This window comes from Streptomyces sp. NPDC058646, assembly GCF_042716875.1.
Classification (GTDB): domain Bacteria; phylum Actinomycetota; class Actinomycetes; order Streptomycetales; family Streptomycetaceae; genus Streptomyces.
The window spans coordinates 129,804-149,278 of the sequence record NZ_JBHXRK010000009.1 but is presented as its reverse complement, the minus strand read 5'-3'; the positions used below and the strand labels follow the sequence as shown (position 1 = coordinate 149,278).

Sequence of the window (19,475 nt, the reverse complement as noted above, 5' to 3'; positions counted from 1 at the left end):
TGAGGTGAGCGGGCGCCCTGACCTACTTGGCTTCGGCCTTCACCAGCTCGGCCAGCTCCTCGTCGGACTCGCGGCCCGGCGTCGGAAGGTTGAACTTGGTGATCGCGAAGCGGAAGACGAAGTAGTAGACCACCGCGAAGCAGAGGCCGACACCGGCCAGGCCCCACGGGTTGCTGGCGATGCCCAGGTTGAGCAGGAAGTCGACCGCACCGGCGGAGAAGCCGAAGCCGTCGCGCATCCCCAGCGCCCAGGTCAGGGCCAGCGAGACACCTGTCAGCACCGCGTGGATCGCGTAGAGCACCGGGGCGATGAACATGAAGGTGAACTCGATCGGCTCGGTCACACCGGTCACGAACGCGGTGAGCGCGAGGGAGAACATCATGCCGCCGACGACCTTGCGGCGCTCGGGACGGGCGCAGTGGACGATCGCGAGGCAGGCCGCCGGGAGGGCGAACATCATGATCGGGAAGAAGCCGGTCATGAACTGTCCGGCGCTCGGGTCACCGGCGAGGAAGCGGGCGATGTCGCCGTGGACGGCACCGTCGGGGGTGTCGAAGGAGCCGGCCTGGAACCACGGGAAGGAGTTCAGCAGGTGGTGCATGCCGATCGGGATCAGCGCACGGTTGGCGACACCGAAGATGCCCGCGCCGACGGCGCCGGAACCGGTCAGCCACTCACCGAAGTTGTGCAGACCCGTACCGAGGACCGGCCAGATGAAACCGAAGACGATACCGGTGAGCAGACCCGCGAAGGCCGACAGGATCGGGACCAGGCGGCGCCCGCCGAAGAAGCCCGCCCAGTCCGGCAGCTTGGTCCGGTAGAACTTCTGGTACAGCAGGGCCGTGATGACACCCATCACGACACCGCCGAGCACACCCGCGTTGACCGGGGCGTCCACGTTGACGATCTTGCCGCCGACGACCTTGGCGACCTGGGGGAGGTTGCTGTCGGTGAAGGTGGCGAGCACCTTCTGGAAGACCAGGTAGCCGGTGACGGCGGCCAGGGCGGTGGAACCGTCCGACTTCTTCGCGAAGCCGATCGCGATGCCGACGGCGAACAGCAGCGCCATGTTGTCGAGGATCGCGCCGCCACCCGCGGCCATGTAACCGGCGATCTTGAGGACGAAGGTCGGGAAGACGTCCTTGTCGCCGAGCATGTCACCCGCACCCAGGCGGAGCAGGAGCGCGCCGGCGGGCAGCACGGCAACGGGGAGCATGAGGCTCCGGCCGATGCGCTGCATGACAGCCATCACGCCAGCGCCCTTCTTCTTCTCGGCTGCCGGGGCAGCGCTGGCCGTCGTCACAACTTCCTCCAGTGGGCAAGGCACCGCCAGGGCAAGCCGGGGGACGGCGGCGTCTCGAAAAAGGGGGGTACGCGAGCACAGACGGGCCCGCGTGGTCTACACCAATTCTGGTGTAGACCAGTTGTAACACGGTGAGGGTTAGATAAGGAACCTTCGATTTCCTGTGGCCTGCGCCACACTCCGGCCGCAGCCGCCGCACACCCGGCCCCCCGGACCTCCGGACAGGACCGAAGCCCCCGGATCCATGGAACCGAGGGCCTGGAGAACGGACCGGAAGCCCCGCCGGACCGGCCGCCGCGTACCGCGCGCGACTACCTGACGTTCTCCTTCTGCATCTCCTCGATCTCCTCGTCCGACTCCCGCCCCGGCGTCGGGATGTCGAACCGCGTGATGGCGAAGCGGAAGACCGCGTAGTAGACGACGGCGAAGACCAGACCGATCGGAATGATCATCCAGGGCTTGGTCGCCAGGCTCCAGTTGATGACGTAGTCGATCAGGCCCGCCGAGAAACTGAACCCGTCGTGCACCCCCAGCGCCCACGTCACCGCCATCGAGACGCCCGTCAGCACCGCGTGGACCGCGTACAGCACCGGCGCGACGAAGAGGAACGAGTACTCCAGGGGCTCGGTGATGCCCGTGACGAACGAGGTCAGGCCGACCGACAGCATCAGGCCGCCGACCTCCTTGCGCCGCAGCGGCTTGGCGCAGTGCGTGATCGCCAGCGCCGCCGCCGGCAGGGCGAACATCATGATCGGGAAGAAGCCCGAGAGGAACTGCCCCGCCTCCGGGTCGCCCGCCAGGAACATCGGGATGTCACCGTGCACGACCTGGCCGTCCGGCTTGGTGAAGGTGCCGAACTGGAACCACACCGGCACGTTCAGGAACTGGTGCAGGCCGATCACCAGCAGCGCACGGTTCGCCACGCCGAAGATGCCCGCACCCCAGGCGCCCAGACCCACCAACCAGTCGGAGAAGCTCTCCAGCGCGCCGCCGATCGGCGGCCAGATCCACAGGCAGAGCACGGCGAAGGCGATCGCGACGAAGGTCATGATGATGGGCACGAGACGGCGGCCGTTGAAGAAGCCCAGCCAGTCGACCAGCTTGACCCGGTGGTAGCGCTGCCAGAACCAGGCGGCCAGCAGGCCCATGACGATGCCGCCGAAGACCCCCGGATTCTGGAAGGTGTACTCGGCGAAGGTGTCCTCGGGTCCCAGGCAGCCACCCCGGATGTCCCGGGTCCCCTCCGGGCACGCCTTGGGGAAGGCCCGCAGGACGCTCCGGTAGACGAGGAAGCCGACCACCGCCGCCAGGGCGGTCGAACCGTCCGCCTTCTTGGCCATCCCGATCGCGACGCCCACGCAGAAGAGCAGCGGCAGGCCGAGGTCCGCGTTCAGCAGGGCGCCGCCCGCGCTCGCCATGACCTTGGCGACGTCCGTCCAGCCGAGGCCGTCCTTGCCGAACACGTCGTCCTGGCCCAGGCGGTTCAGGATGCCCGCGGCGGGCAGGACGGCGATGGGCAGCTGCAGGCTGCGGCCCATCTTCTGCAGCCCCTGGAACAAGCCGTTCCACCACTTGGGCTGCGGAGCGTCCTTGGCGAGGCTCGCACTCATCGGCGTCCTTCCTGGCCGGCCCGTTTTTGGCAGTTGCCACAGTTGCGGCACACTGGTGTAGACCAGTTGTGGGCAGGTTGCAGCTGATCGTCATCATTCGACAGGTGCCGGTCATGCGCTCGCGTAGCTGGGCCAACCGTGCGTTACCGTGAAAATGCGGGCCGCGTACGAGGGACCCGTACGCACCCGGCCGCCGAGACTCGTTCTTCGTAACACCCAGGGAGAAACACATGGCCACCAAGGCTGAGAAGATCGTCGCCGGGCTCGGCGGTATCGAGAACATCGAAGAGGTCGAAGGCTGCATCACCCGCCTGCGCACCGAGGTCGTCAACCCCGACCTCGTCGACGAAGCCGCCCTCAAGGCCGCCGGCGCCCACGGCGTCGTCAAGATGGGCACCGCGATCCAGGTCGTCATCGGCACCGACGCCGACCCCATCGCCGCCGACATCGAAGACATGATGTGATCCGCGCTTCCCGCGCGTCCTAGCCGCACCCCCGGGCCCCGGAACCCCGCACACCGCGGACGCACCGCAACCCACCGGAACCACCGCAGACCCCGTCCCGGACCACCCGGACGGGGTCTCCGCGTTCCCCCGCAGGGACTAGGCTCACAGCCATGTCTCGCATCGACGGCCGCACGCCCGAACAGCTCCGCCCGGTCACCATCGAACGCGGATGGAGCAAGCACGCCGAGGGCTCCGTCCTCATCTCCTTCGGAGACACCAAGGTCTTCTGCACCGCCTCCTTCACCGAAGGCGTCCCGCGCTGGCGCAAGGGCAGCGGCGAAGGCTGGGTCACCTCCGAGTACTCGATGCTGCCCCGCTCCACCAACACCCGCGGCGACCGCGAATCCGTCCGCGGCAAGATCGGCGGCCGCACCCACGAGATCTCCCGCCTCATCGGCCGCTCGCTGCGCGCCGTCATCGACTACAAGGCCCTCGGCGAGAACACCGTCGTCCTCGACTGCGACGTCCTCCAGGCCGACGGAGGCACCCGCACCGCCGCGATCACCGGCGCCTACGTCGCCCTCGCCGACGCCGTCGCCTGGGGCCAGCAGAAGAAGCTCGTCAAGGCCGGCCGCAAGCCCCTCACCGGCACCGTCGCCGCCGTCAGCGTCGGCATCGTCGACGGCGTCCCCCTCCTCGACCTCTGCTACGAGGAGGACGTGCGCGCCGAGACGGACATGAACGTCGTCTGCACCGGCGACGGCCGCTTCGTCGAGGTCCAGGGCACCGCCGAGGGCGAGCCCTTCGACCGCAAGGAACTGAACGCCCTCCTCGACCTCGCGGCCGGCGGCTGCGCGGACCTGGAAGCCATCCAGCTCGGCGCACTGGAACTGTAGGACCAGCGGCAACCGCCGGGTCCGGCCCGGCGTCTACGCAGATACGGGCGCACGGTGTCACAGCCGCGCGCCCGTCCACGCATCCGAGTTCCCGGGGGACCAGAAGTGAAGCCGATCAAGCCGAAGCACCGCATCGCCGCCGTGGCCCTCGCCGCAGCCCTCGCGATACCCGCCCTCACCGCGTGCGACGCCATCTCCACCGCCATGGACTGCGCCAACACCGCCGTGGCCATCACCGACGGCGCCAACGACCTCCAGCAGGCGGTCTCCCAGGCCGGCAACAGCCCGCAGGACGCCCAGAACGCCCTCGACCAGATCGAGACGAACCTCAAGAAGATCGGCGACCAGACCGGCAACGCCGACCTGGGCAAGGCCATCGACTCGATGGAGGCGGCCGTCAAGAACGTCCGCACCGCCATCGAGAGCGGCGACGCCACCCCCGACATCCAGCCCGTCGCCGACGCGGCGAGCGAGATCTCCAAGGTCTGCACCCCGGGCTGACCCGGTCGCGGGACCGGGCCCACGGGACCGAAATAATGGAGGCATGACCTCCACGCCCAGCCGCCTGATCCTGGCCACCCGCAACGCGGGCAAGGTCGCCGAGCTCCACGCCATCCTGTCCGACGCCGGCCTGCCGCACGAGCTGGTCGGCGCGGACGCGTACCCGGAGATCCCCGACGTCAAGGAAACCGGCGTCACCTTCGCCGAGAACGCCCTCCTCAAGGCCCACGCCCTGGCCCGCGCCACCGGCCTCCCGGCGGTCGCCGACGACTCCGGCCTGTGCGTGGACGTCCTCGGCGGCGCCCCCGGCATCTTCTCCGCCCGCTGGGCGGGCCGCCACGGCGACGACACCGCCAACCTGGAGCTCCTGCTGGCCCAGCTGGGGGACATCTCCGACGAGCACCGCGGCGCCCACTTCTTCTGCGCCGCCGCCCTGGCCCTCCCGGACGGCACGGAACGCGTCGTCGAAGGCCGCCTCCTGGGCACCCTGCGCCACACCCCGTCGGGCACGGGCGGCTTCGGCTACGACCCGGTCCTCCAGCCCCTCGGCGAGTCCCGCACCTGCGCGGAGCTCACCCCGGCGGAGAAGAACGCCATCTCCCACCGCGGCCAGGCCTTCCGCGCCCTCGTCCCGGTGGTCCGGGAACTGCTGGGCTGACGGGGGGCATGAAAAACGGCCTGCGAATCCTTCCTTCGATTCGCAGGCCGTCGCTGTGCGGCGGAAGGGATTCGAACCCTCAAGCCGTTTCACGGGCCACAGATCCTAAGTCTGCTGCGTCACCTCTGCGCCACCGCCGCTAGCCGCCTGCCATGATAGCGGCAGGCGGCCGTGCGGGTGGGGCAAGATCAACGAGTTGGCTTGCGCCGACCTCCTCGGCACCACGTGCTCGTCAGCGCATGACAGTTGGGGCAGAGAAGTCGCAGGTTCTCCCGGCGGTCGTCGCTCCAGTCGCCGTTGATGTGGTCGACTTCCAAGGTCATCGGGCGCCCGCACCACTCGGGTGGTGTCCCGCAACGGTCGCAGACGTCGAGGACACCGATCTCGCGAAGCGCACGGCGCAGAACTGCGGTCCTTGTGCGGTGCTGTCCGTCGTGGCGGACGAGGACTTCTGCGGCCGGCCGGGCGGCAACAGTTCCTGGTCTGCCGCGCTGGTGTGCCTGGCCCAGGAAGTGCGACGTGTCCAGTCCCGACTCACTGACCCACGCCTTGAGCGATGTCCTCCACGCGAAGGTGGCCGGTCGGTCGAGGTGGCGCAGGGCCTGCGCCCACGACACGGACGCGGCGACCGCGCTGCGCAGAGAGGCCTCGTCCGGTTTCTGGTGACGCCTGTAAGGCCGCCGCTCGAAGTGCGAGACGTCGATGCCGTAGGCGGAGAAGCGGCGCATCAGGTACTGCCCCAGCCTCCGGGGGTGCGGCTCCATGCCGTAGCGCGCGATGACCTCTTCGACGTCCCTGCACTGCGCCGCCGCCTCGGCCAGGACCTCTCGCGTGTAACGGGCCGAGCCGGTCACCGCCGTGCCTTGCCTCGGCCGCGGTATGTGTCCGTCGTGGAGTGGCAGTTGGGACACAGGAACCGGAGGTTGCCGGCCCGGTTGTTGCGCCAGTCGCCGTCGATGTGGTCGATCTCCAGGGACAGGGGTTGTCCCAGCCACGTGCCGTCCATGCCGCACAGGGCGCAGTGCTCTTCGCGCCCGGACTCCAGGAGTGCGCGGCGCAGCCTGGTGTTGTGCACCCTGGCGGCCTTCGGGGACCGGTCCTCACGAAGGATCTCCTCGGCGGAGCGTCGCCGTCGGTTCTCCCGCATGTGTGCCGTTCTTGGCGGCGGCGCGAAGTGCGAGGTGTCTATGCCGAAGGCCTTCACCTTGCGGCTGATGTGGGTGTGGTGGCCACCCACGACCTCGAGGCCAAGGTGCCTGAGCACCTCGCACATGGTCGTGGAAGCGGCGACGGCCTCAGCCAGGACCTCCTTGGTCCACTTCACCCCGTCGCGCTCGAAGTGGGAGAGGTCCACACCCAGTTGCTTCATGCGGCGGCGGATGTACTCCCGTGAGCCGCTCGCAGGGTCCACCCCCAGCCTCTCCAGTGCCTCGGACAGCGTCCTGGCCCCCTCCGCCGCCTCCGTCAGGCGTTCCTTCGTGTACGGGCTGATCGGCATGGTTGTCGTTCCTCCGTCGCTCGGCCGCGTGTGCGGCACCCGCACGGAGTAACGGGCCGATAGTCGGACGGTTACGCCGCCCCGATTTCCCCGATGAACGGAGCGGCCCGCACCGAATGGTGCGGGCCGCTCCCCGGGGTGGGGCGGGGCGTCAGATGCCCAGGTCCTTGATGATCTTCGCTACGTGGCCGGTGGCCTTGACGTTGTAGAAGGCGTGCTCGACCTTGCCCTCCTCGTCCACGACCACGGTCGAGCGGATGACACCGGTCACCGTCTTGCCGTAGAGCTTCTTCTCGCCGTACGCGCCGTAGGCCGTCAGCGTCTCCTTGTCGGGGTCCCCGACCAGAGTGACCTTCAGGTCCTCCTTCTCGCGGAACTTCGCGAGCTTCTCCGGCTTGTCCGGCGAGACTCCGATGACGTCGTAGCCGGCCGTGGCCAGCGCGTCCAGGTTGTCCGTGAAGTCGCAGGCCTGCTTGGTGCAACCCGGCGTCAGGGCGGCCGGGTAGAAGTAGACGATCACTTTGCGGCCCGTGTGGGCGGCGAGCGAGACCTCGTTGCCGTCGGCGTCGGGCAGGGTGAAGGCGGGGGCGGTGTCGCCCGGCTGAAGTCGCTCGCTCATCTCAACAGTCTCCTCGGGAGGGCATCGTTATGTCACGAGACTAAGCTGACAGCCTGTTCATGGGGCACTACGCCCCACAGACCACGACGACGGAGGCAGCGCGGTGCCGGAAGCCAGGACCCCCGCACAGATCGAGGCGGACATCGTCCGCCGCCGCGAGCAGCTCGCCGAGACGCTCGACGAGATCGGCGTGCGCATGCACCCGAAGACGATCATGGGGGACGCGAAGGCCAGGGTCGCCTCGACGGTCGACCACACCGCCGGTCGCGCCTTCGTCGCGGTGAACCGGCTCGTGACGGATGTGAAGGACGGGCTGCGGCACGAGGACGGCGCTCCGCGCGTCGAGCGGATCGTGCCGGTCGCTCTGCTGGCGGCGGGTGTGGTCGGGCTGCTGGTGCTGTCGGCGCGCCGCAAGCGGTGACGACCCTGGGGCGTGCGGGGCGGGCGGGGGCGGGTAGGTTCGGGTCGTGAGCGAGAACGACACCACCCACGACAAGCTGCCCATCCGCATGCTCCACGACCGCGTGCTCGTGAAGTCCGACTCTCCCGAGGGGGAGCGGCGCTCGGGCGGCGGCATCCTGATCCCGGCGACGGCCGCGGTGGGCAAGCGGCTGGCCTGGGCCGAGGTGGTCGCCGTCGGCCAGAACGTCCGGTCGGTCGAGCCCGGTGACCGGGTGCTGTACGACCCGGAGGACCGGGCGGAGGTCGAGGTGCGGGGGGCGACGTACGTGCTGATGCGCGAGCGGGACCTGCACGCGGTGGCCGCGGAGCGGCTGGAGGGGTCGAAGGACTCCACCGGGCTGTACCTGTGAGCCTCCGGGTCTTCAGGTCTCCGGATCTGTGAATCTCTGAGCTGGTGTGTGGGGAAGGGCTGGTGGCCGAGGTCACCGGCCCTTTCGGCTGCCCTTTGCTACGGTGGAGGGGAACCCCCGACGAGACGCGCCGTACCGGGTTGACGACAAGACGACGCACCCCGTTCCGCTCTCGTTCCGGAGGTGCCTGTCATGGCCTGGGTTCTGTTGCTCGTCGCCGGTCTGCTCGAAGTCGGCTGGTCGATCGGCATGAAGTTCACCGAGGGTTTCACCCGGCTGTGGCCCAGTGTGTTCACGGGCGCCGGGATCGTCGCGAGCATGGTGCTGCTGTCCTACGCCGCGAAGACGCTGCCGATCGGTACGGCGTACGGGGTGTGGGTCGGTATCGGTGCCGCGGGTGCGGCGGTGCTCGGTATGGCGGTGCTGGGTGAGCCCGTCACCGCCGCCCGGATCTTCTTCATCTGTCTGCTGCTGGTCGCCGTGGTGGGGCTGAAGGCGACCTCCGGTCACTGACCGCTATTCGAGGAAGGCCGACGGGGGGCGCAGGCCTTCGGTGGCGCCGCCGTCGGTGCCCTCGGTGCCGGTGGTGGCGCCGCCCTGGTTGCCCTGGGCGGCCCCGCCGTCGGTCTGGCCGCCGTTCGTCTGCCCGCCCTGTGTCTGGCCTCCCTGTGTCTGGCCTCCCTGGGTCTGTCCGCCGTTGTCCTGGCCCCCTTGGGTCCGGCCTCCCTGGGTCTGTCCGCCGTTGTCCCGACCTCCGTTGTCCCGGCCTCCGTTGTCCTGGCCGCCGGTCGGCGGGGTGGGGCGCAGTGGCGGGGTCGGGCGTCCCGGGGGCGTGGGCGGGCGTTCGCCGGGGGTCTCCTGCGTCGGGTCGGACTCGGCCGGGGGCGGTGGGGGGAGCTGGGCGGCGCCCGGCTGGAGTTCGAGGTCGAAGTCGAGGGGGTCGCTGCCCTCCAGTGCCGCCTTGGTGTACGCGGCCCAGATGCGGGCGGGGTAGCCGCCGCCGCTGATGCGGGGTTCGCCGAGGGCGGTGTACAGGGACTGGAGGGTTCCGTCGTCCGGGTCCTGGCCCATCATGGCGACGACGGTGACGAGGTTCGGGGTGTAGGCGGCGAACCAGGCGGAGCGGTCCAGTTCTCCGGTGCCGGTCTTGCCCGCGGCGGGGTGGCCGGCTGCGAGGGCCGCGGTGCCCGTGCCGTTGTCGACGACGCTGACCAGCATGGAGGTGGTGGTGTCGGCGGCTTCGCGGGAGACGGCCTGGACCGGTTCGCGGTCGGGCAGGCCGATGGTGTCGTCGCCCTTGGTGATCTGCTCCAGGAAGGTGTAGGGGGTGCGGCGGCCGTGGTCGGCGAGGGTCGCGTAGGCCTGGGTCATGTCGAGGACGCTGGCCTGCAGGGTGCCCAGTGCCATGGCCGGGCCGGCGTCGAAGTTGGGGGTGTTCTCGGGGATGCCGAGGGCGATGGCCGTCTGCTTGACCTTCGCGGTGCCGACGTCGACGGCCATCTGTGCGTACACGGCGTTGACGGAGAGGTCGGTGGCGGTGTTGACGGTGATGTTGCCGTAGGACACCTGGCCTTCGTTCTCGGGGCTGTAGCGGATCCGGCCGCCGACGACGGGGCGTTTGTTGTCGCCGTTGTACACGGTGTGGGGGGTGATCCGGCGGCCGTCCTGGGTGCGGGAGTCGTTCTCGACGGCGGCGGCGAAGACGAACGGCTTGAAGGTGGAGGCGACCTGGTAGTCGTGGCGGGTCGCGTTGTTCACGTACTGCTTGGTGTAGTCGATGCCGCCGTACATGGCGACGACCTTGCCGGTGGCGGGGTCGATGGAGACGCCGCCGGTCCGGACGAGCCGGTCGGCCTTGCGGGCCACGGGGTCGAGTTTGCTGACGAGTTGTGCGTCGACGGCTTCGCTGAAGTCGCTCTGGCGGACCCTGTCGATGGTGGTGGTGATGCGGTAGCCGCCTTCGGCGAGGGTCTTGTCGTCGAGGATCCTGTGCTCGGTGATGTAGTCCTTGACGGCTTCGACGAGGTAGCCGCGCTGTCCCGACAGTCCGGCGGCGGGCCGGAACCTGCCGGGTTCGGGGAACTGGGTGGCGGCGCGTTCGGCCGCGGGCAGCCAGTCCTTCTTGACCATGCCGTCGAGGACGTAGTTCCAGCGGGCGAGGGCGCGGGGGCGGGCCTGGGGGTGGGTGACGACGTCGAAGGCGCTGGGGGAGTTGAGGAGGGTGGCGAGGTAGGCGCCCTCGGCGGTGGTGAGCCGGTCGACGTCCTTGCCGTAGTAGGCCTGGGAGGCGGCCTGGATGCCGTAGGCGTTGCGGCCGAAGTAGCTGGTGTTCAGGTAGCCCTCGAGGATGTAGTCCTTCGACTTCTCGCGACCGAGTTTGATGGCGATGAAGAACTCCTTGGCCTTGCGTTTGATGGTCTGTTCCTGGCCGAGGTAGTAGTTCTTCACGTACTGCTGGGTGATGGTGGAGCCGGACTGGGTGCCCTTGCCCGTCGCGGTGTTCCAGGCGGCGCGGAGCATGGCCTTGGGGTCCACCGCCCGTTCGGAGTAGAAGTCCCGGTCCTCGGCGGCCAGTACGGCTTCCTGGACGGTGCGCGGGATCTGGGAGAGCGGGACGTTGACGCGGTTGACCTCGCCGTCGCGGGCGAGGGGGGATCCGTCGGAGTAGAGGTAGACGTTCGACTGGGCGGTGGCGGCGGCGTTGGCCGGCGGGATGTCGACCAGCAGGTAGCCGGCCGTCAGGGCGCCGCCGAGCAGCAGTGCGCCCAGCAGCAGGGCGCCGAGGAGCATGCGCCAGGTCGGGAGGGCGCGGCGCCAGCCGGTCCGTTTCCGGTTGCGGCGGGCCTTCTTGCCGGGTCCGGCGCCGGGCCCGGCCGTGGCGGGCGGGGGGTCGTCCCGGGGCGGCTGCTGTCCTTCGGACGTGTCCGGGTCGCGAGGGGTCCAGCCCGGTGGGGGTGACTGGTCGCTCATCTCCAGGGCTCCTCGACGCCGTACGAAATATCCACTTCTGTACCTCATGGTGTCTACCCGATGGCCGGTGATTCCGCGTCGGACGGGCGTAAATCGGTCGCGTGGATCGCCCCTCCGCACTAAGCTCGCGCGCTTTGGCCGATCTGGCTGCGACGTAGGTACGTCGTGGGAACGACCTGGGAAACGGAGGGGTGCGGTGCATCGCGGAGCGGCTCCCGCGCCGGGGCGCGGAACGGCTCGCGCATCCGGTCGCACATCGGGGCCGGGCAGGGGCGCGGGCGACGGGGCGCGTCTGTACCTGGCGGTCGCGGCGGGCGGGTTCCGGCGCTACGCCACGTACGGAACGGCCACGCTGGCAGGGGTGTTCACGAACACCGTCTTCGGTTTCATCGTGGCCTGCACGTACGTGGCGCTGTGGGACGAACGGCCCGGACTCGGAGGCTACGACCAGGCGCAGGCGCTGACCTTCGTCTGGGTGAGCCAGTCGCTGCTCGCCGCGGGGGCGTTCATCGGCGGCGGCTTCCAGGAGGAGATGCAGGAGCGCATCCGGACGGGGGACATCGCCGTCGACCTGTACCGTCCCGCGGACCTCCAGATGTGGTGGCTCGCCGCCGATCTGGGGCGGGCGGCCTTCCAGTTGCTGGGGCGCGGCGTCGTCCCGCTGCTGGCGGGAGCCATGGTCTTCCGGCTGGCGCTGCCCGTGGACCCGGTGCGCTGGCTGCTGTTCCTGGTGTCCGTCACGCTCGGGCTCGTCATCAGTTTCGCCGTGCGCTACCTGCTGGGACTGGCGGCGTTCTGGCTGATGGACGGGTCCGGGATCAACTTGATGGCGACCGTGGCGTCGATCTTCTTCTCCGGGGTGCTGCTGCCGCTGACCGTGTTCCCGGGCGCCTTCGGGGAGTTCGTACGGGTGCTGCCGTGGGCGGCGATGCTGCAGGTGCCGATGGACGTACTGCTGGGCAAGCACGCCGGGGCGGGGGGTGCGGTGCGGGCGCTGGGGTTCCAGGCGGGGTGGGCGTGCGTACTGCTGGGCGCGGGGCGGATGGTGCAGTCGGCGGCGACGCGGAAGGTCGTGGTCCAGGGTGGCTGAGGCAGTGGTGGAGCGGGATCCCGGCCGGGGGCCGGTGGTTCCGGACGTGCCGGGAGGGCCGGGCGCCCTGGAGGTGCCGCGGCGCAGCCGGGCGCGGGAGGGGCTGCGGGGTTACGGGCTGATCGCGGCGATGTGGATCCGGTCGACGATGACGTACCGGACCTCGTTCTTCCTGTCGACGTTCGGGAACGCGGCGATCACGCTCCTGGATTTCGTCGCGATCGCCGTCATGTTCTCGCACGTGGACGTCCTCGGCGGTTTCACGCTGCCCGAGATCGCCCTGCTGTACGGGTCGTGTTCGGCCTCGCTGGGGCTGGCGGACCTGCTGCTGGGCAATACCGACCGGGTGGGGCTGCGGGTGCGTGACGGTTCGCTCGACACCATGCTGGTGCGGCCGGTCCCGGTGCTCGCCCAGGTCGCGGCGGACCGTTTCGCGCTGCGCCGGCTGGGGCGGGTGGCGCAGGGGGTGGGGGTGCTGGTCTGGGCGCTGTCGGTGCTGGACGTGGAGTGGACGGCGGGGCGGGTGCTGCTGGTGCCCGTGATGGTGGTGGCGGGGGCGGCGATCTTCGGGGCGGTCCTGGTGGCCGGTGCGGCCTTCCAGTTCCTCGCGGGGGACGCGGCGGAGGTGCAGAACGCCTTCACCTACGGAGGCTGCACGATGCTCCAGTACCCGCCGACCGTGTTCGCGAAGGACCTGCTGCGCGGGGTGACCTTCGTCGTGCCGCTGGCCTTCGTGAACTGGCTGCCCGCCCTGTACATCCTGGGGCGGCCCGATCCGCTGGGGCTGCCGGGGTGGGTCGCGTACGCGAGCCCGCTGGTCGCCTTCCTGGCCTTCCTGCCCGCGTCGCTGGCGTGGCGCGCGGGTGTCCGTTCGTACCGAAGCACGGGGAGCTGACCGCAATGGCGGAGACACTGATCGCGCTGGAGCAGGTCGAGAAGGTGTTCGACGTACGGCGTCGGGTGGGCCTGGTGCGCCGGGAGAAACGCCAGGTCAGGGCGGTGGACGGGATCAGCTTCGAGGTCGCGCGGGGCGAGATGGTCGGCTACATCGGGCCCAACGGCGCCGGGAAGTCCACCACGATCAAGATGCTGACCGGCATCCTCACCCCGAGCGGCGGCCGGCTGCGGGTGGCCGGCATCGACCCGGCGCGGGAGCGGATGCGCCTCGCGCACCGGATCGGGGTGGTGTTCGGGCAGCGCACGACGCTGTGGTGGGACCTGCCGCTGAAGGACTCGTACGGGCTGATGCGGCGGATGTACCGGATCCCGGCGGAGCGGTTCGCGCGGAACATGGAGCGCTGCGTGGACCGGCTGGACCTGGCCGAGCTGCTGGACGTACCGGTGCGCCAGCTGTCGCTCGGCCAGCGGATGCGCGGGGACATCGCGGCGGCGCTGCTGCACGATCCGGACGTGCTGTACCTGGACGAGCCGACGATCGGGCTCGACGTGGTGAGCAAGGCGAAGGTGCGGGGTTTCCTGCGGCAGCTGAACGAGGAGCTCGGTACGACGGTGCTGTTGACCACGCACGACCTCCAGGACATCGAGCAGCTGTGCGAGCGGGTGATGGTGATCGACCACGGGCGGCTGATGTACGACGGGCGGCTGGAGGGGCTGCACGCGGCGGGGGCGGCCGGGGAGAGCGAGCGGACGCTGGTGGTGGACCTGGAGCGGGAGCTGCCGCCGATCGAGGTGGCGGGGGCGCGGGTGGTGAAGGTCGAGGGGCCGCGGCAGTACCTGGCGTTCCCGGCGGGTGCTTCGGCGGCGCCGCTGGTGGCGGCGGTGGCGGCCGACCATCCGCTGGTGGACCTGTCGGTGCGGGAGCCGGACATCGAGGACGTGATCGCGCGGATGTACGCGGGGCGGGGGTGAGGGGCCGGCGCGGGGGCGGCTCGGGGCTCCGGGGCCGGTCTCCGGGGTAGCCGCCTGAGGCGTCTCGGGGGTGAGTCGGGGTACGTGTCAGGGGCTGATCAGGGGCAAGTCATACAACTCCTCCGGCGGACTGCATAGGCTGGTGCGCATGAGTGACGAGCGGCCGGAGAAGCCGTTGCCGGAGCTGAGGGCGTCGGACGCCGACCGCGACCGGGTGGTGGAGCGTCTGCGGGACGCCGTCGCCGAGGGCCGGCTCGACATGGACGAATTCGAGGAGCGGCTGGACGCGGTCTACACGTCCCGGACGTACGCGGAACTGGAACCGCTGACCCGGGACCTGCCGGCCGCGCCGGGGGCCGCCGCGCCCCTGGGGGGAGCGGGGGTGCCGGTGGCCGCCGGCCACGCGGCGTCCTGGCCCGCCCGGATCGGCGGCGCGGGCTCCTCGTCGGCGGCGGTCGCCGTCATGTCGGGGTTCCAGCGCAAGGGCCACTGGACGGTGCCCGCCCGCTTCGACGCCGTGGCGTTCTGGGGCGGCGGGGAGCTCGACCTCCGGTACGCGAACTTCGCGCAGCGCGAGGTCGTGATCAACTGCGTCGCCATCATGGGCGGCATCCAGATCACCGTGCCGCCGGGCGTGGAGGTCGACGTACGGGGCTTCGGCTTCATGGGCGCCTTCGACCAGGGGGACTCCGGGGGCCCCGCCGATCCGGGCGCACCCCGGGTGGTGGTGACCGGCTTCGCCTTCTGGGGCGGGGTCGAGGTCAAGGTCAAGCGCCCGAAGTCCCTGGGCGGCGGCAGGCCCCGCAAGGAGCTTTAGCGGGGCCTGCCGGGCTCGGCCCTGGGGTCTGGGCCCGGGCCTCGGGCCTTGTCCTGGGAGGCGGCTCGGCGCTCGGTCGAGGCCCTGGGCGGGGCTGAGGTGCCGTCCCGGGGGCCCCGGCCCCGTACCCCTTCGCGGGAGCGACCTGGCGTGGCGGGAACTCCTCGCGCCTCCCGGGAGTCGGATGCTATGCAGACAAAACCGGCGCCCCCGGGGGAAGGCAGGAGCACGTGGATTACCGCACCGCAGCCGGAGGCGCCGCCCCGCCGGCACCGCCGCAGTCGCCGGCCCCACCGGGGCCGCCGGCCGGCGGGGCCTTCGTGTTCAGCGCCGCGGACGAGGAGCGCCGACGCGGCGTCCGCCGGATGAAGGCCACCGCGACCGGCCTGCTGGTGCTGGTCGCGCTGGTCTACGTCCTGGCCAAGTGGGCGCAGCACACCGGTGCCGGCGCCTGGGCCGGTTACGTCGCGGCCGCCGCCGAAGCCGGCATGGTCGGCGCGCTCGCGGACTGGTTCGCCGTCACCGCCCTCTTCCGGCGGCCGCTCGGCCTGCCCATCCCGCACACCGCGATCATCCCGACGAAGAAGGACCAGCTCGGCATCTCCCTCGGCGAGTTCGTCGGCGAGAACTTCCTCTCCTCCGACGTGGTCCGGGCCCGGCTGCACGCGCTCGGCATCGGCGGCCGGCTCGGGGCCTGGCTGGCCGAGCCCGCACACGCGGACCGGGTCACCGCCGAGCTGGCCACGGCGCTGCGCGGGGCGTTGACCGTACTGCGCGATTCCGACGTGCAGGCGATCGTGGGTGAGGCCGTCACCCGGCGTGCCGAGACCGCCGAGATCGCGCCCGCCATGGGCAAGACCCTGCAGCGGGTCGTCGCCGACGGCGGGCACCACCGGGCCGTGGACCTCGTGTGCGCCAAGGCGCACGACTGGCTGGTCACGCACGGGGAATCGGTGATGGACGCGGTCCAGGGCGGGGCGCCCGGCTGGACCCCGCGATTCGTGGACCGCAAGATCGGCGACCGGGTGTACAAGGAGCTGCTGCGCTTCGTCACGGAGATGCGGGACATGCCGGAGCACCCGGCCCGGGGGGCGGTGGACCGCTTCCTGACGGACTTCGCGGCCGACCTCCAGTCGGACACGGAGACCAGGGCCCGGGTCGAGCGGCTCAAGTCCGAGCTGTTGGCGCGGGGCGAGGTCCAGGACGTGATCGCCTCCGCCTGGACCGCGATCCGGTCGATGATCATCTCGGCGGCGGAGGACGAGCAGAGCGAGCTGCGCCTGCGGGTACGCGCCTCCCTCATCTCGCTGGGCGCGCGCCTGGCCACGGACGGCCGCCTCCAGCACAAGGTGGAGGGCTGGATCGAGGGCGCGGTCGTGTACGTCGTGACCACGTACCGCACCGAGATCACCTCGCTGATCACGGATACGGTGGCGGGCTGGGACGCCGAGCACACGACCCGCAAGATCGAGGCCCACATCGGCCGCGACCTGCAGTTCATCCGCATCAACGGCACGGTGGTCGGCGCGTTGGCAGGCCTGCTGATCTACACGGTGTCCCGGGCGTTCTGGCCGTAGGGGCCGGCTGGCGGCCGGGGCCGGCCGCACCCGGCCGGCTCTGGCCGGGGCGGGCTCGACCGGGCGGGGCGAGGCTTCGGCGGCCGGGTCGGGCCGGGCCGGGGGCGTCTGTACGGGGGCGGCCTGCGGGCGGGCTCGGCCGGGGCGGGCTCGACCGGGGCGGGCTCGACCGGGTGGGGCGAGGCATTGGCGGCCGGGTCGGGCCGGGGGGCGTCCGTAGGGGGACGGGCCGCGGACCGGTGACTGGCAGCGGGCCGGGCGCCCCGGCTGTGTGGTTCCCGGGTCGGCCTGCGTCCCGCGGCTGGCAGCGGGTCGGCGTACCGGCTGCGGTCAGGTCTGCCGGGGCGGGCATCTGTCCGTGCCGGGGCGGGCCTGCCCGTGCCCGGGGGGTGTCACATGGCTCAGGTTCGCCCCGCGGCCCGGCGAGCGACTGGCGTCCGGGTTCGCTCGGGGGCTCAAGCGGCCCGCCAGTGCCCGGCTGCTACGCCCGCGGCTCGGCGACAGGCTGCCGGGGGCAGGCGTGCCACCTGTACGGCCGGGGCGAGCCCGTCCCCGGCGACAGCCGGCGCGGGGCCTCGGCACGCTGCCCGCGGCCGGAGCCCGGCTGCCGTACGGCGCTCTGGCCCCGCCGGCTCGCGGGCGCAGACCCGCGCGGGCCCCGGCACCGTACGGGACCGGCTGGTCCTGGCCGCGCCGTGGCCCCTTGCCCGGCCGTGTCCGCAGGCCCGTACGGGCACCCGTACCGGGACGTTCCCGCGCGGGCTCGTACGGCCCCGGCCCACCCGCGTCGGCCGCGGCGGCCGGTCGGGCCGACCGGCCGGTCAGGTGCGGTCGGACACGGCCCAGGTCGTGGCGGCGACGACGGCCGCCGCGCCGATGACGGCCGGCCAGGCACCGACCTTCTTGGCCAGCGGGTGCGCGCCGGCGAATCCGGCGAGGTACAGCGTGCCGAGCCCGGCCGCCGCCGGCACCCCGCCCCGGCGGTGCCATTCCCGCCCGGCGGCGATCCCGGCCGCCCCGAGGACGACACCGCCCAGCGGTCGCTTCCCGGTCCACCGGGCGACGGCGTATCCGCCGAGCAGCCCGGCCGCCGCCACCACGGAACTGGGTACTCGCGCCATGTTGAACTCCCTGGTTCGTCTTGTCCTATGAGCTGAGCGGTCCTACGAGGCTAACGCGGACGCCTCGCCACCCGGCGGGCGCCCAGCACCCCCAGCACGAGCACGGCCCCGCCGATCACGGCGTCCGGCACCGCGTCCTGCACGGCCCGCGGCAGCGACGCCACGACGCCCAGCACGAGAAGGAAGGCGAGCGCGCACCGGCCGGCCGCGCGAAGCAGTCTGTCCACGGCTCTTCAACGCGGCCGCCGGGACTCCCGACACGGAGCACGAGGAGGGGATTTGTCGCACACTCTCCGGATCCGTGCGGTGTGCGCACCTGGAACCCGAGGGGCATAAATTCAATCTCCCCACCCAAAGGGGAAAATCCCCACCCGACACCAGGAGCCAGGACATCGTGATCTGCTACGGACAGGCCGTCCTCGACCTCGCGGACGAACTGGTCGACGCCTACGCCGACGTCTTCTCCGCCCCACCGTGGAACGAGGACGAAGAAACCATTCGCCAGTTCGCGGCCCGCCTCCAGACCGACGCCCGGCGCCGGGGGTTCCGTACCGCCCTGGCCCAGTCCGCGACCGGCATCGACGGCTTCGCCACGGGCTGGGTCACCCCGGCCGCCTTCCCCAAGGACCGTGCGTACGCCCAGGTCGCGGCCCAGCTCGGACCCGAGCGCGTACGGGAACTCCTGACCGGCGCCCTGGAGATAGACGAGCTGGCCGTCCGTCCCTACGCGCGCGGGCGCGGCACCGGCCGGACCCTGCTCACGGAGATCACCACCGACGCCCCGGACCGGCGAGCCTGGGTGCTGACCTCCCGGCTCGCCACCGACACCGTGGCGACCTACCGGCGCCTGGGCTGGCACGAGGTCCCCGCCCGGCCCGGCACCGAGACCGGCGTGATCGTCTTCCTCTCCCCGGACCACCCGAACCGTTAGGGATGCCAGGGTGCCGCGCCGGCCGGGGTAGGGCCGGTGCGCGGCCGGGCATACCCGCCGCATGATCACCACGCGGCAGCAGACCAAGGTGGCCCGCCGGCAGTTCAACCTGGCCACCCGCCACCAGCTCGTCACCACCGGCGTCCCCGACGCCACGATCACCTCCCGCACCCGCCCGGGCGGCCCCTGGCAGCGCTTGCTGCCGCGGGTCTACCTCCTGCAGACCGGGCCCCCGGACCACCGCCAACGCGCCCTGGCCGCCGTCCTGTACGCCGCCGAGCCCGCCGCGGACCCCCTCTCCGGCGATACGGCCGCCCTCACCGGCGGCGCCGCCCTCGCCCTCCTCGGCGTCCGCGAAGCCCCGTACTCCCCGGCCGACGTACTGATCCGCGCCCCGCGCCGCCTCACCGGCACCCCCGAGGTCCGCCCGCTCCCGACCTCCCGCTGGCCGCGCACCATCACGGTGTCGGGGGTCCCGAGCACCCGCCCCGTGCGGGCCGCGGCCGACTTCGCCGCCCGCGCCGGACACCCCGACCGGATCCGCTCGGTCCTCGCCCAGGTGGTCCAGGCCGGCTGGTGCCACCCGCACGACCTGCACGCCGAGCTCCGGGCCTCCCGGCTCCTGGCCCGGCCCGCCGTCCGCGAGGCCGCGGCGGAACTGATCGCCGGCACCCGCTCCCTCGCCGAGGCCCGCGCCCGCGACACCCTGGAGGCGAGCGACCTCCCGACCCCGCTGTGGAACGCCCGCCTCTCGACC

20 protein-coding genes, 1 tRNA gene, 1 pseudogene and 1 riboswitch are annotated in these 19,475 nt (G+C 71.6%); of the genes and pseudogenes, 13 read left to right on the top strand and 9 right to left on the bottom strand.

Annotated elements, in window-relative coordinates; translation table 11 throughout:
* Positions 1-22: 22 nt before the first annotated feature.
* Positions 23-1,303, bottom strand: a complete 1,281-nt coding sequence (locus ACFWUZ_RS13730) for a PTS transporter subunit EIIC (RefSeq protein WP_384371613.1) — start codon at positions 1,301-1,303, stop codon at positions 23-25.
* Between the two features lie 311 nt (positions 1,304-1,614).
* Positions 1,615-2,913: a PTS transporter subunit EIIC gene (locus ACFWUZ_RS13725; RefSeq protein ID WP_384371611.1), complete on the bottom strand. Its 1,299-nt coding sequence runs from the start codon at positions 2,911-2,913 to the stop codon at positions 1,615-1,617.
* A 230-nt stretch (positions 2,914-3,143) separates the two neighbouring features.
* On the opposite strand from ACFWUZ_RS13725, the gene ACFWUZ_RS13720 reads away from it, so the two are divergent.
* The 4 genes from ACFWUZ_RS13720 to rdgB all read left to right on the top strand — a co-directional run bounded on the left by ACFWUZ_RS13720 (position 3,144) and on the right by rdgB (position 5,414).
* Entirely contained in the window at positions 3,144-3,377 is a 234-nt protein-coding gene (locus ACFWUZ_RS13720) for a glucose PTS transporter subunit EIIB (RefSeq protein WP_008742596.1), read from the top strand.
* A 152-nt stretch (positions 3,378-3,529) separates the two neighbouring features.
* Positions 3,530-4,255: a ribonuclease PH gene (rph, locus tag ACFWUZ_RS13715; protein WP_384371609.1), complete on the top strand. Its 726-nt coding sequence runs from the start codon at positions 3,530-3,532 to the stop codon at positions 4,253-4,255.
* 105 nt (positions 4,256-4,360) lie between these two features.
* Positions 4,361-4,756: a hypothetical protein gene (locus ACFWUZ_RS13710; protein ID WP_384371607.1), complete on the top strand. Its 396-nt coding sequence runs from the start codon at positions 4,361-4,363 to the stop codon at positions 4,754-4,756.
* A gap of 43 nt (positions 4,757-4,799) precedes the next feature.
* A complete protein-coding gene (rdgB, locus tag ACFWUZ_RS13705) occupies positions 4,800-5,414 on the top strand; it encodes an RdgB/HAM1 family non-canonical purine NTP pyrophosphatase (RefSeq protein WP_384371605.1) in 615 nt (204 codons plus the stop codon).
* A gap of 56 nt (positions 5,415-5,470) precedes the next feature.
* On the opposite strand, the gene ACFWUZ_RS13700 is transcribed toward rdgB, so the two are convergent.
* From ACFWUZ_RS13700 to bcp, 4 genes are all read right to left on the bottom strand, one after another.
* Positions 5,471-5,554: transfer RNA gene (locus tag ACFWUZ_RS13700), tRNA-Leu, on the bottom strand.
* A gap of 48 nt (positions 5,555-5,602) precedes the next feature.
* Positions 5,603-6,268, bottom strand: a complete 666-nt coding sequence (locus ACFWUZ_RS13695) for an HNH endonuclease (protein ID WP_384371603.1) — start codon at positions 6,266-6,268, stop codon at positions 5,603-5,605.
* Complete coding sequence (locus ACFWUZ_RS13690; protein WP_384371601.1) at positions 6,265-6,912, bottom strand: HNH endonuclease signature motif containing protein; 648 nt, start codon at positions 6,910-6,912, stop codon at positions 6,265-6,267. The genes ACFWUZ_RS13695 and ACFWUZ_RS13690 overlap by 4 nt, the downstream gene beginning before the upstream one ends.
* A gap of 151 nt (positions 6,913-7,063) precedes the next feature.
* Positions 7,064-7,531 (bottom strand): thioredoxin-dependent thiol peroxidase, encoded by a 468-nt coding sequence (bcp, locus tag ACFWUZ_RS13685; protein WP_384371599.1) that lies wholly within the window; start codon positions 7,529-7,531, stop codon positions 7,064-7,066.
* A gap of 103 nt (positions 7,532-7,634) precedes the next feature.
* Between bcp and ACFWUZ_RS13680 the strand changes: the two genes are divergently transcribed.
* The 3 genes from ACFWUZ_RS13680 (at position 7,635) to ACFWUZ_RS13670 (ending at position 8,856) form a co-directional block, all read left to right on the top strand.
* Positions 7,635-7,952, top strand: coding sequence for a DUF3618 domain-containing protein (locus tag ACFWUZ_RS13680; RefSeq protein WP_384371597.1), 318 nt, complete (start codon positions 7,635-7,637; stop codon positions 7,950-7,952).
* An 88-nt stretch (positions 7,953-8,040) separates the two neighbouring features.
* Positions 8,041-8,343 (top strand): co-chaperone GroES, encoded by a 303-nt coding sequence (locus tag ACFWUZ_RS13675; protein ID WP_048475576.1) that lies wholly within the window; start codon positions 8,041-8,043, stop codon positions 8,341-8,343.
* Between the two features lie 86 nt (positions 8,344-8,429).
* Positions 8,430-8,504: riboswitch (guanidine-III (ykkC-III) riboswitch) on the top strand.
* 31 nt (positions 8,505-8,535) lie between these two features.
* Complete coding sequence (locus tag ACFWUZ_RS13670; RefSeq protein ID WP_030158619.1) at positions 8,536-8,856, top strand: multidrug efflux SMR transporter; 321 nt, start codon at positions 8,536-8,538, stop codon at positions 8,854-8,856.
* A gap of 3 nt (positions 8,857-8,859) precedes the next feature.
* Here ACFWUZ_RS13670 and ACFWUZ_RS13665 read toward each other — a convergent pair whose 3' ends face one another.
* A complete protein-coding gene (locus tag ACFWUZ_RS13665) occupies positions 8,860-11,313 on the bottom strand; it encodes a transglycosylase domain-containing protein (RefSeq protein WP_384371595.1) in 2,454 nt (817 codons plus the stop codon).
* Between the two features lie 292 nt (positions 11,314-11,605).
* Here ACFWUZ_RS13665 and ACFWUZ_RS13660 point away from each other — a divergent pair, with 292 nt between their 5' ends.
* The 5 genes and pseudogenes from ACFWUZ_RS13660 to ACFWUZ_RS13640 all read left to right on the top strand — a co-directional run bounded on the left by ACFWUZ_RS13660 (position 11,606) and on the right by ACFWUZ_RS13640 (position 16,666).
* Positions 11,606-12,403 carry an ABC transporter permease gene (locus tag ACFWUZ_RS13660; RefSeq protein ID WP_384371783.1) on the top strand — a complete coding sequence of 266 codons (798 nt, stop codon included), beginning with the start codon at positions 11,606-11,608 and terminating at the stop codon, positions 12,401-12,403.
* Positions 12,396-13,298: an ABC transporter permease gene (locus ACFWUZ_RS13655; protein WP_384371593.1), complete on the top strand. Its 903-nt coding sequence runs from the start codon at positions 12,396-12,398 to the stop codon at positions 13,296-13,298. Before ACFWUZ_RS13660 ends, ACFWUZ_RS13655 begins: the two co-directional genes overlap by 8 nt.
* Positions 13,299-13,303: 5 nt before the next feature.
* The gene (locus tag ACFWUZ_RS13650; RefSeq protein WP_384371591.1) at positions 13,304-14,272 is read left to right on the top strand and encodes an ATP-binding cassette domain-containing protein; all 969 of its coding nucleotides are present in this window, start codon (positions 13,304-13,306) and stop codon (positions 14,270-14,272) included.
* Between the two features lie 148 nt (positions 14,273-14,420).
* A pseudogene (locus ACFWUZ_RS13645) lies at positions 14,421-15,056 on the top strand (DUF1707 domain-containing protein); the annotation flags it as partial.
* A gap of 263 nt (positions 15,057-15,319) precedes the next feature.
* Positions 15,320-16,666 (top strand): DUF445 domain-containing protein, encoded by a 1,347-nt coding sequence (locus ACFWUZ_RS13640; protein ID WP_384371589.1) that lies wholly within the window; start codon positions 15,320-15,322, stop codon positions 16,664-16,666.
* An 821-nt stretch (positions 16,667-17,487) separates the two neighbouring features.
* Here ACFWUZ_RS13640 and ACFWUZ_RS13635 read toward each other — a convergent pair.
* Together ACFWUZ_RS13635 and ACFWUZ_RS13630 are read right to left on the bottom strand one after the other, a co-directional pair.
* Positions 17,488-17,787 (bottom strand): hypothetical protein, encoded by a 300-nt coding sequence (locus ACFWUZ_RS13635; protein WP_384371587.1) that lies wholly within the window; start codon positions 17,785-17,787, stop codon positions 17,488-17,490.
* A gap of 50 nt (positions 17,788-17,837) precedes the next feature.
* A complete protein-coding gene (locus ACFWUZ_RS13630; protein WP_384371585.1) occupies positions 17,838-18,014 on the bottom strand; it encodes a hypothetical protein in 177 nt (58 codons plus the stop codon).
* Positions 18,015-18,181: 167 nt separating this feature from the next.
* Between ACFWUZ_RS13630 and ACFWUZ_RS13625 the strand changes: the two genes are divergently transcribed.
* On the top strand, positions 18,182-18,718 hold the full coding sequence (locus ACFWUZ_RS13625; protein ID WP_384371583.1) for a GNAT family N-acetyltransferase: 537 nt from the start codon (positions 18,182-18,184) through the stop codon (positions 18,716-18,718).
* Positions 18,719-19,475 lie beyond the last annotated feature (757 nt).

Bases quoted from the DNA above. Each gene is read 5' to 3' on its own strand.
- ACFWUZ_RS13690 (WP_384371601.1), bottom strand. From the start codon at position 6,912: ATGCCGATCAGCCCGTACACGAAGGAACGCCTGACGGAGGCGGCGGAG.
- ACFWUZ_RS13650 (WP_384371591.1), top strand. From the start codon at position 13,304: ATGGCGGAGACACTGATCGCGCTGGAGCAGGTCGAGAAGGTGTTCGAC.
- ACFWUZ_RS13675 (WP_048475576.1), top strand. From the start codon at position 8,041: ATGCTCCACGACCGCGTGCTCGTGAAGTCCGACTCTCCCGAGGGGGAG.
- ACFWUZ_RS13725 (WP_384371611.1), bottom strand. From the start codon at position 2,913: ATGAGTGCGAGCCTCGCCAAGGACGCTCCGCAGCCCAAGTGGTGGAAC.
- rdgB (WP_384371605.1), top strand. From the start codon at position 4,800: ATGACCTCCACGCCCAGCCGCCTGATCCTGGCCACCCGCAACGCGGGC.
- ACFWUZ_RS13635 (WP_384371587.1), bottom strand. From the start codon at position 17,787: ATGGCGCGAGTACCCAGTTCCGTGGTGGCGGCGGCCGGGCTGCTCGGC.
- bcp (WP_384371599.1), bottom strand. From the start codon at position 7,531: ATGAGCGAGCGACTTCAGCCGGGCGACACCGCCCCCGCCTTCACCCTG.
- ACFWUZ_RS13665 (WP_384371595.1), bottom strand. From the start codon at position 11,313: ATGAGCGACCAGTCACCCCCACCGGGCTGGACCCCTCGCGACCCGGAC.
- ACFWUZ_RS13670 (WP_030158619.1), top strand. From the start codon at position 8,536: ATGGCCTGGGTTCTGTTGCTCGTCGCCGGTCTGCTCGAAGTCGGCTGG.
- ACFWUZ_RS13720 (WP_008742596.1), top strand. From the start codon at position 3,144: ATGGCCACCAAGGCTGAGAAGATCGTCGCCGGGCTCGGCGGTATCGAG.
- rph (WP_384371609.1), top strand. From the start codon at position 3,530: ATGTCTCGCATCGACGGCCGCACGCCCGAACAGCTCCGCCCGGTCACC.